This is a genomic window from Streptomyces sp. YS-3, from assembly GCF_045257485.1.
GTDB lineage: Bacteria > Actinomycetota > Actinomycetes > Streptomycetales > Streptomycetaceae > Streptomyces.
Map to the genome: position 1 here is coordinate 1 of NZ_JBJHPC010000374.1, position 7,216 is coordinate 7,216.

The 7,216-nt window shown below is 75.5% G+C and carries 7 protein-coding genes; 6 read left to right on the forward strand and 1 reads right to left on the reverse strand.

Going from position 1 to position 7,216, the window contains the following annotated elements; translation table 11 throughout:
• Positions 1–18: 18 nt before the first annotated feature.
• Entirely contained in the window at positions 19–738 is a 720-nt protein-coding gene (locus ACJA3G_RS25430; protein WP_406555371.1) for a ZIP family metal transporter, read from the reverse strand.
• A gap of 77 nt (positions 739–815) precedes the next feature.
• Between ACJA3G_RS25430 and cobM the strand changes: the two genes are divergently transcribed.
• From cobM to cobC, 6 genes are read left to right on the forward strand one after another with little or no spacing between them, the layout of a single operon-like run.
• Entirely contained in the window at positions 816–1,652 is an 837-nt protein-coding gene (gene cobM / locus ACJA3G_RS25435; RefSeq protein ID WP_406555372.1) for a precorrin-4 C(11)-methyltransferase, read from the forward strand.
• Positions 1,649–2,908 (forward strand): precorrin-6y C5,15-methyltransferase (decarboxylating) subunit CbiE, encoded by a 1,260-nt coding sequence (cbiE, locus tag ACJA3G_RS25440; protein WP_406555373.1) that lies wholly within the window; start codon positions 1,649–1,651, stop codon positions 2,906–2,908. The genes cobM and cbiE overlap by 4 nt, the downstream gene beginning before the upstream one ends.
• On the forward strand, positions 2,905–4,617 hold the full coding sequence (gene cobJ, locus ACJA3G_RS25445) for a precorrin-3B C(17)-methyltransferase (RefSeq protein WP_406555374.1): 1,713 nt from the start codon (positions 2,905–2,907) through the stop codon (positions 4,615–4,617). Before cbiE ends, cobJ begins: the two co-directional genes overlap by 4 nt.
• 53 nt (positions 4,618–4,670) lie before the next feature.
• The gene (locus ACJA3G_RS25450) at positions 4,671–5,210 is read left to right on the forward strand and encodes a precorrin-8X methylmutase (RefSeq protein ID WP_406555377.1); all 540 of its coding nucleotides are present in this window, start codon (positions 4,671–4,673) and stop codon (positions 5,208–5,210) included.
• Entirely contained in the window at positions 5,207–6,118 is a 912-nt protein-coding gene (locus ACJA3G_RS25455; protein WP_406555375.1) for a sirohydrochlorin chelatase, read from the forward strand. The genes ACJA3G_RS25450 and ACJA3G_RS25455 overlap by 4 nt, the downstream gene beginning before the upstream one ends.
• Complete coding sequence (cobC, locus tag ACJA3G_RS25460; protein WP_406555376.1) at positions 6,090–7,172, forward strand: Rv2231c family pyridoxal phosphate-dependent protein CobC; 1,083 nt, start codon at positions 6,090–6,092, stop codon at positions 7,170–7,172. The genes ACJA3G_RS25455 and cobC overlap by 29 nt, the downstream gene beginning before the upstream one ends.
• Positions 7,173–7,216 lie beyond the last annotated feature (44 nt).

Sequence of the window (7,216 nt, forward strand, 5' to 3'; positions counted from 1 at the left end):
GCCCCGCGCCCGGCGGGCTCACCCCGCGATGCCCACCACCAGCCAGATGAAGGCCACGCCCGCGACCGTGCACAGCAGGGTCGAGCGGGCCGGGTGGTCGTGGTGGGCCTCGGGCAGGATCTCGGCGGCGGCCAGATACAGCAGCACCCCGCTGAAGAAGCCCAGATAGCCTCCGAGCAGCTCGGCCGGAAGGGTGAACAGCAGGGTGGAGGCGGCGCCGGCCATCGGAGCCAGCGCGTCCGCGACCAGCATGGCCACGGCCTTGCGCTTCTCGTTCCCGTACAGGCTGGTGATCGTGTACGTGTTGAAGCCGTCGGCGAAGTCATGGGTGATCACCGCGACCGCCACGGCCGCGCCCATCCCGCTCCCGACCTGGAACGCGGCGCCGATCGCGATGCCGTCCATCAGGCTGTGACCGACCATCGCCGCGGCGGCCGTCAGGCCCACCTGCGGCGCCCTCTCGTCCGCCCCGTGGGCCGCCCGGCGCACCGCCAGCAGGCGTTCCACCAGGTGGGCGAGGAGGAAGCCGCCCACGAACAGCAGCAGCGCGGCCGGTACGCCGAAGACGTCGTCGCCAGCCGCGTCCAGCGCCTCCGGCAGCAGGTCGAGCCCGACCACCCCGAGCATCAGGCCGCCCGCCAGTCCCAGCACCAGATGGCGCCGGTCGGTGACGCGCTGGGCCGTCCAGCCGCCGACCAGTGTCATCAGGAAGGCGCCGAGCGCCACGATCACCACCATGCGCCCTTGCTAACCGACTGACCCACCCCCGCGCATTTCGCTTTACCGACTGTGTGACGTACGAGAGGACCCCTCCCATGGCCGATGCCCCCACCGGCAGGCTGACCGTCGTCGGCGCCGGCCCCGGCGCCGCGGACCTGCTGACGTTCCGTGCCGCCCGGGCGATCGCCGAGGCCGATGTGGTCATCTGGGCCGCGAGCCTGGTGCAGGCCGAGGTCCTGGACCACGCGCGCGAAGGCGCCGAGATCCTGGACTCCGCGGCGATGTCCCTGGAGGAGGTCGTCGGCGTCTACGAGCGGGCCGCCCGCGAGGGCCTGAAGGTCGCCCGGATCCACTCCGGCGACCCGGCGCTGTGGGGCGGCACCCAGGAGCAGCTCGACCGGGTGGCGGGCCTGGGCCTGGAGGTCGAGATCGTCCCGGGCGTCTCCTCGTTCTCGGCGGTCGCGGCGATCGCGCAGCGCGAGCTGACCGTCCCCGAGGTGGCGCAGTCCGTGATCCTCACCCGGCTGGGCGGCGGCAAGACGCCGATGCCGCCCGGCGAGGAGGTGCGCGAGTTCGCCCGGCACGGCACGACCATGGCCGTCTTCCTGTCCGCGGCCCGCTCCGGCCAGCTGGTGGAGGAGCTGCTGGAAGGCGGCTACCCGACCTCGACCCCGGTCGTCGTGGCGTACCAGGCGACCTGGCCCGAGGAGCTGGTGCTGCGCTGCACGATCGGCACGCTGGAGGAGACCGTCAAGGAGCACAAGCTCTGGAAGCACACGCTCTTCCTGGTGGGCCCCGCCCTGTCGGCCTCCGGCACCCGCTCGCACCTCTACCACCCGGGCCACTTCCACGGCTTCCGCCGGGCCGATCCGGCGGCCCGGCGCGCGCTGAAGGCCGAGAACGCCGAGAAGACGGAGCGCTCCCCGTCATGATCACCGTCATCGGTACGGGGACGGGCGCGCCGCTGGCCCCGGACGCCCTGGCGGTGCTCGCCGAGGCCACGCTGGTGACCGGCGCGGCCCGCCATCTCGCGGCGGCCGAGGTCCCGCCGGGCGCCAAACAGGTGGTGCTCGGTCCGCTGGCGCCCGCCCTGGACGCCATCGCCGAGCACCGCGAGCGGGGCGGCCGGGTCGTGGTGCTGGCCTCCGGCGACCCCGGGTTCTTCGGGATCGTCCGGGCGCTTGCCGAGCGGTTCGGGCCGCGTGAGCTGGACGTACGGCCGGGGACCGCGTCGGTGGCGGTCGCCTTCGCCCGGCTGGGGCTGCCCTGGGACGACGCGCTGGTGGTCAGCGCGCACGGCCGGGACCTGCGGACGGCCGCCAACGTGTGCCGGGCGCACCCCAAGACCGCGGTCCTCACCGGGCCGGGCGCCGGACCCGCCGAGCTCGGCGCGGAGCTCGCCCGCCGGGCGCCCGAGCGTGTCCTCGTGGTCGCGTCGGCCCTCGGCGACCCGCGCCGGGAGCGGCTGGTGCGGGTGACCCCGGCGGAGGCCGCGGCCCGCGAGTGGGACGCGGTCAGCGTGATCCTCTGCCTGGACGAGGAGCAGGTGCTCTCGCCGCTGCGCACGGTCGCGGGCGGGCGGGCCACGCCCGACCGCTGGGCGCTGGAGGAGAGCGCGTTCGCCCACCGCGACTCGATGATCACCAAGGCCGAGGTCCGGGCCCTCGCGCTGGCCCGGATCGGCCCGCGCCTCGGCGATCTGGTCTGGGACATAGGGGCCGGCTCGGGCTCGGTGGCCGTGGAGTGCGCCCGGTTCGGGGCGGCGGCGGTCGCGGTCGAGAAGACCGCCGAGGGCTGCGAGCACGTCCGGGCCAACGCGGCGGCGCACCACGTGGACGTGCGGGTGGTGCACGGCGCGGCGCCCACGGTCCTGTCGGACCTCGCCGATCCGGACGCGGTGTTCATCGGCGGGGGCGGCGCCGAGCTGCCCGCGATCGTGACCGCCTGCGCCCGCCGTGCCCGGCGCACGGTGGTGGTGGCGCTGGCCGCCCTCGACCGTGTTCCGGCGGTGCGGGCGGCGCTGGCCGGGGCCGGTCTGGAGACCGACGGGGTGCTGCTCCAGGCCTCGCGGCTCGCGCCGCTGCCCGGCGACGTGACCCGGCTCGCCGCCGCCAACCCCGTCTTCCTGCTGTGGGGCGACCGCCCCGCACCCTCTGCTGTATCGGTTGTCGAAGGAGCTGTTCAGTGATCGGCCTGATCTCCGCCACCGCGGCGGGCGCCACCGCCCGCGACCGGTTGGCCGCGGCCTGGCCCGGCCGGGTCCGGGTGTACGAAGGACCCGTGCGGGAGGCCGTCGAGCAGGCCTTCGCCGAGTGCGGGGCGCTGGTGTGCTTCCTCGCCACCGGTGCCACGGTCCGGCTGCTCGCCCCGCTCCTGGCGGACAAGGCGTCCGACCCGGGTGTGGTCTGCGTGGACGAGGCCGGGCGGTTCGCGGTCTCCCTGCTGGGGGGCCACGGGGGCGGCGCCAACGCGCTGGCCGACGAGGTCGCCGAAGTCCTCGGCTGTACGCCGGTGGTGACCACGGCGACGGACGCGGTGGGCGTACCGGGCCTGGACACCCTCGGCCTGCCCGTCGAGGGCGCGGTGGCCACGGTCTCGCGCGCGGTGCTGGACGGCTCGCCGGTGGCGCTGCGGGCGGACGGGGTGTGGCCGCTGCCGGCCCTCCCGCCGAACGTGCGCCCGGACGCCGGGGGCCCCGCCACGCTGCACCTCACCGACCGGCTGCTGCGACCGGGCCCGGACGAGGCCGTACTGCGGCCGAAGTCCCTGGTCGTCGGCGTCGGCGCGTCCAAGGGCGCCCCCGTCGAGGAGGTGCTCGGCCTGATCGAGGACACCCTCGCGGAGGCCGGTCTCAGTGCGCTGAGCGTGGCGGCGCTGGCCACCGTGGACGCGAAGTCCGGGGAGCCGGGCATCGTGGAGGCCGCCTCCCGGCTCGGGGTGCCCCTCACCACGTACAGCGCCGAGGAGCTCGCCGGGATCGAGGTGCCGAACCCCTCGGACGCGCCGCTGGAGGCCGTCGGGACGCCGAGCGTCGCCGAGGCCGCAGCGCTCGCGGGCGGGGGCGAACTGCTGGTGCCCAAGCGGAAGTCGAGCCCCGGGGGGCGGGCCGCGATGGCCACCTGCGCGGTGGCCCGGCGCGCTCCGCGCGGACGGCTCGCGGTCGTCGGGCTCGGCCCCGGCGCCCGGGACCTGCTCACCCCGCGCGCACGGGACGAGCTGCGCCGGGCCTCGGTGCTCGTCGGGCTCGACCAGTACGTGGACCAGATCCGCGATCTGCTGCGGCCCGGCACCACGGTCCTGGAGTCGGGGCTCGGCGCCGAGGAGGAGCGGGCCCGTACCGCCGTCGCCCAGGCGCGCGCCGGGCACGCGGTCGCGCTGATCGGCTCGGGCGACGCCGGGGTGTACGCGATGGCGTCGCCCGCGCTCGCCGAGGCGGCCGACGACATCGACGTGGTGGGAGTGCCGGGCGTGACGGCCGCGCTGGCCGCCGCCGCGATCCTGGGCGCCCCGCTCGGCCACGACCACGTCTCCATCTCGCTCTCGGACCTGCACACGCCGTGGGAGGTCATCGAGCGCCGCGTCCGGGCGGCGGCCGAGGCGGACATCGTGGTCACCTTCTACAACCCGCGCAGCCGGGGCCGCGACTGGCAGCTGCCCAAGGCGCTCGGCATCCTCGCCGAGCACCGCGCCCCGCACACCCCGGTCGGCGTGGTGCGCAACGCCTCGCGCCCCGACGAGAGCAGCCGGCTGACCACGCTCGGCGCGCTGGACCCGGCGACCGTGGACATGATGACGGTGGTGACCGTGGGCAACACGGCCACCCGGGAGATCGCCGGCCGTATGGTGACCCCGCGCGGCTACCGGTGGCAGAACGGCACCCCCGGGGAGGCCCGGTGAACCGGCCCTGGGAGCGTACGGTCCACCCCATCGAGGTGGAGTCCTACCGGCGGATGCGCGCCCGCCTCGACACCTCGCACCTCGCGCCGCTGACGAGGGCCGTGGTGGAGCGCGTCGTCCACTCCGCCGCCGACCCCGGCTACGCCACGGACCTCGTCATGGACGAGGACGCGCTGATCAAGGCCCATGCGGCGCTGCACGCCGGGGCGCCGGTCGTCACGGACGTGGAGATGGTCGCGGCCGGGATCACCCGGCGCGAGACCGTCTGCCGGCTCAGGGACGCCAAGTCCGGCCCCGGTCTCACGCGTTCGGCGCACGCCATCCGGCTCGCGTACGAGGAGGTCGGCCCCGGCGCGCTCTGGGTGATCGGCAACGCGCCCACCGCCCTGGAGGAGCTCCTCACCCTCGATGCCGCGCCCGCGCTGGTGATCGGGCTTCCGGTCGGCTTCGTCGGGGCCGTCGAGTCCAAGCAGGCGCTGCGCGAGAGCGGTCTGCCCGCCGTCAGCAACGTTTCCGAGAAGGGCGGCTCGGCGGTGGCCTCCGCCGCGCTCAACGCCCTTCTGTACCACCCCCTCGCCAAGGAGAACCAGTGACCACCCCCCAGACCAAGCCCGCCCTGCTCATCGCCGGGCATGGCACCCGGGACGACGCCGGGGCCGAGGCGTTCCGCGCGTTCGTCGAGGAGCTCGGCCGCCGCCACCCCGAACTGCCCGTCGAAGGCGGCTTCATCGAGCTGTCGCCGCCGCCGCTGGGCGAGGCCGTGACCTCGCTCGTCGAGCAGGGGGTGAAGCGGTTCGCGGCAGTGCCCCTGATGCTGGTGTCGGCCGGGCACGCCAAGGGCGACATCCCGGCCGCGCTCACCCGCGAGAAGGAGCGCCACCCCGGCATCTCCTACACCTACGGCCGCCCGCTCGGGCCGCACCCCTCGCTGCTCGCGGTCCTGGAGCGCCGGGTCGACGAGGTCATCGACGGCCTCGACCGCTCCGAGGTGACGGTCCTCCTCGTCGGCCGGGGCTCCACCGACCCCGACGCCAACTCCGAGGTGCACAAGGCGGCCCGGCTGTTCTGGGAGGGGCGCGGTTACGCGGGTGTGGAGACGGCCTTCGTCTCGCTCGCCGCACCGGACGTGCCGGCCGGTCTCGACCGCTGCGAGAAGCTGGGCGCGCAAAAGATCGTCGTCCTGCCGTACTTCCTCTTCACCGGCATCCTGCCGGACCGGGTGCGGCAGCAGACCGAGGAGTGGGCGGCGGCGCACCCCGCGCTCGACGTGCGCTCCGCCGACGTCATCGGCGCGGCCGAGGAGCTGCACGCGCTGGTCATGGAGCGGTACGAGGAGGCGGTGAAGGGGGACCTGCGAATGAACTGCGACTCCTGCGTCTACCGGATCGCGCTGCCCGGATTCGAGGACAAGGTGGGAATGCCCCAGCAGCCCCACTTCCACCCGGACGACGACGGCCACCATCATCACCACCATGGCAGCCATGCGCACGCACATCACTGAGCACGATCTGCGCCACCACGGGGACGCGGAGGTCCGTGACGCCGGCGCGGGTCTGACCGACCTCGCGGTCAACGTCCGTGCGGACACTCCCCCGGAGTGGCTGCGGGAGCGGATCGCCGCGTCCCTGACCGGGCTCGCCGCCTACCCCGACGGGCGGGCGGCGCGGGCGGCGGTCGCGGAGCGGCACGGGCTGCCGGTGGAGCGGGTGCTGCTCACCGCGGGGGCGGCGGAGGCGTTCGTGCTGCTCGCGCGGGCGCTCCCGGTCCGCCACCCGGTGGTGGTGCATCCGCAGTTCACCGAGCCCGAGGCGGCGCTGCGGGACGCCGGGCACGAGGTCCGGCGGGTGCTGCTGCGTCCGCGGGACGGCTTCCGGCTCGACCCGGCGGCCGTCCCCGAGGAGGCGGACCTCGTCGTTCTGGGCAACCCGACCAACCCCACGTCGGTGCTGCACCCCGGCGGGCTCGTCGCCGCGCTGGCCCGGCCGGGCCGGACGCTGGTCGTGGACGAGGCGTTCATGGACGCGGTGCCGGGCGAGCGGGAGGCGCTGGCGGGGCGTACGGACGTGCCGGGCCTGGTGGTCCTGCGCAGCCTCACCAAGACGTGGGGCCTGGCGGGCCTGCGGATCGGCTATGTCCTGGCCGAGCCGTCGCTGGTGGCCGCGCTGTCCCGGGCCCAGCCGCTGTGGCCCGTCTCCACGCCTGCCCTGGTGGCGGCGGAGGCGTGTGTGTCGCCACGGGCGTTGGCGGAGGCCGAGGAGGCGGCCCAGCGCCTCGCCGCCGACCGGGCGCATCTGGTGGCGGGGCTGGGGGAGTTCGAGGAGGTACGGGTCGTGGAGGCGGCCGAGGGGCCGTTCGTGCTGGTCCGGATGGACGCGGCGGTGGAGGTGCGGGCGCGGCTGCGGGGGCTGGGGTTTCTGGCGCGGCGCGGCGACACGTTTCCGGGCCTCGGCCCGCAGTGGCTGCGGCTGGCGGTCCGCGACCGTTCGACGACGAACCGTTTCCTCCAGGCACTGGACCAGGCACTGACGCTGGCGTCGGCGGGCGGGCCCGGGTAGACCCAGGGGCCGGGAGGGGCCGATTGCCTCGTCCGCGGACAGTG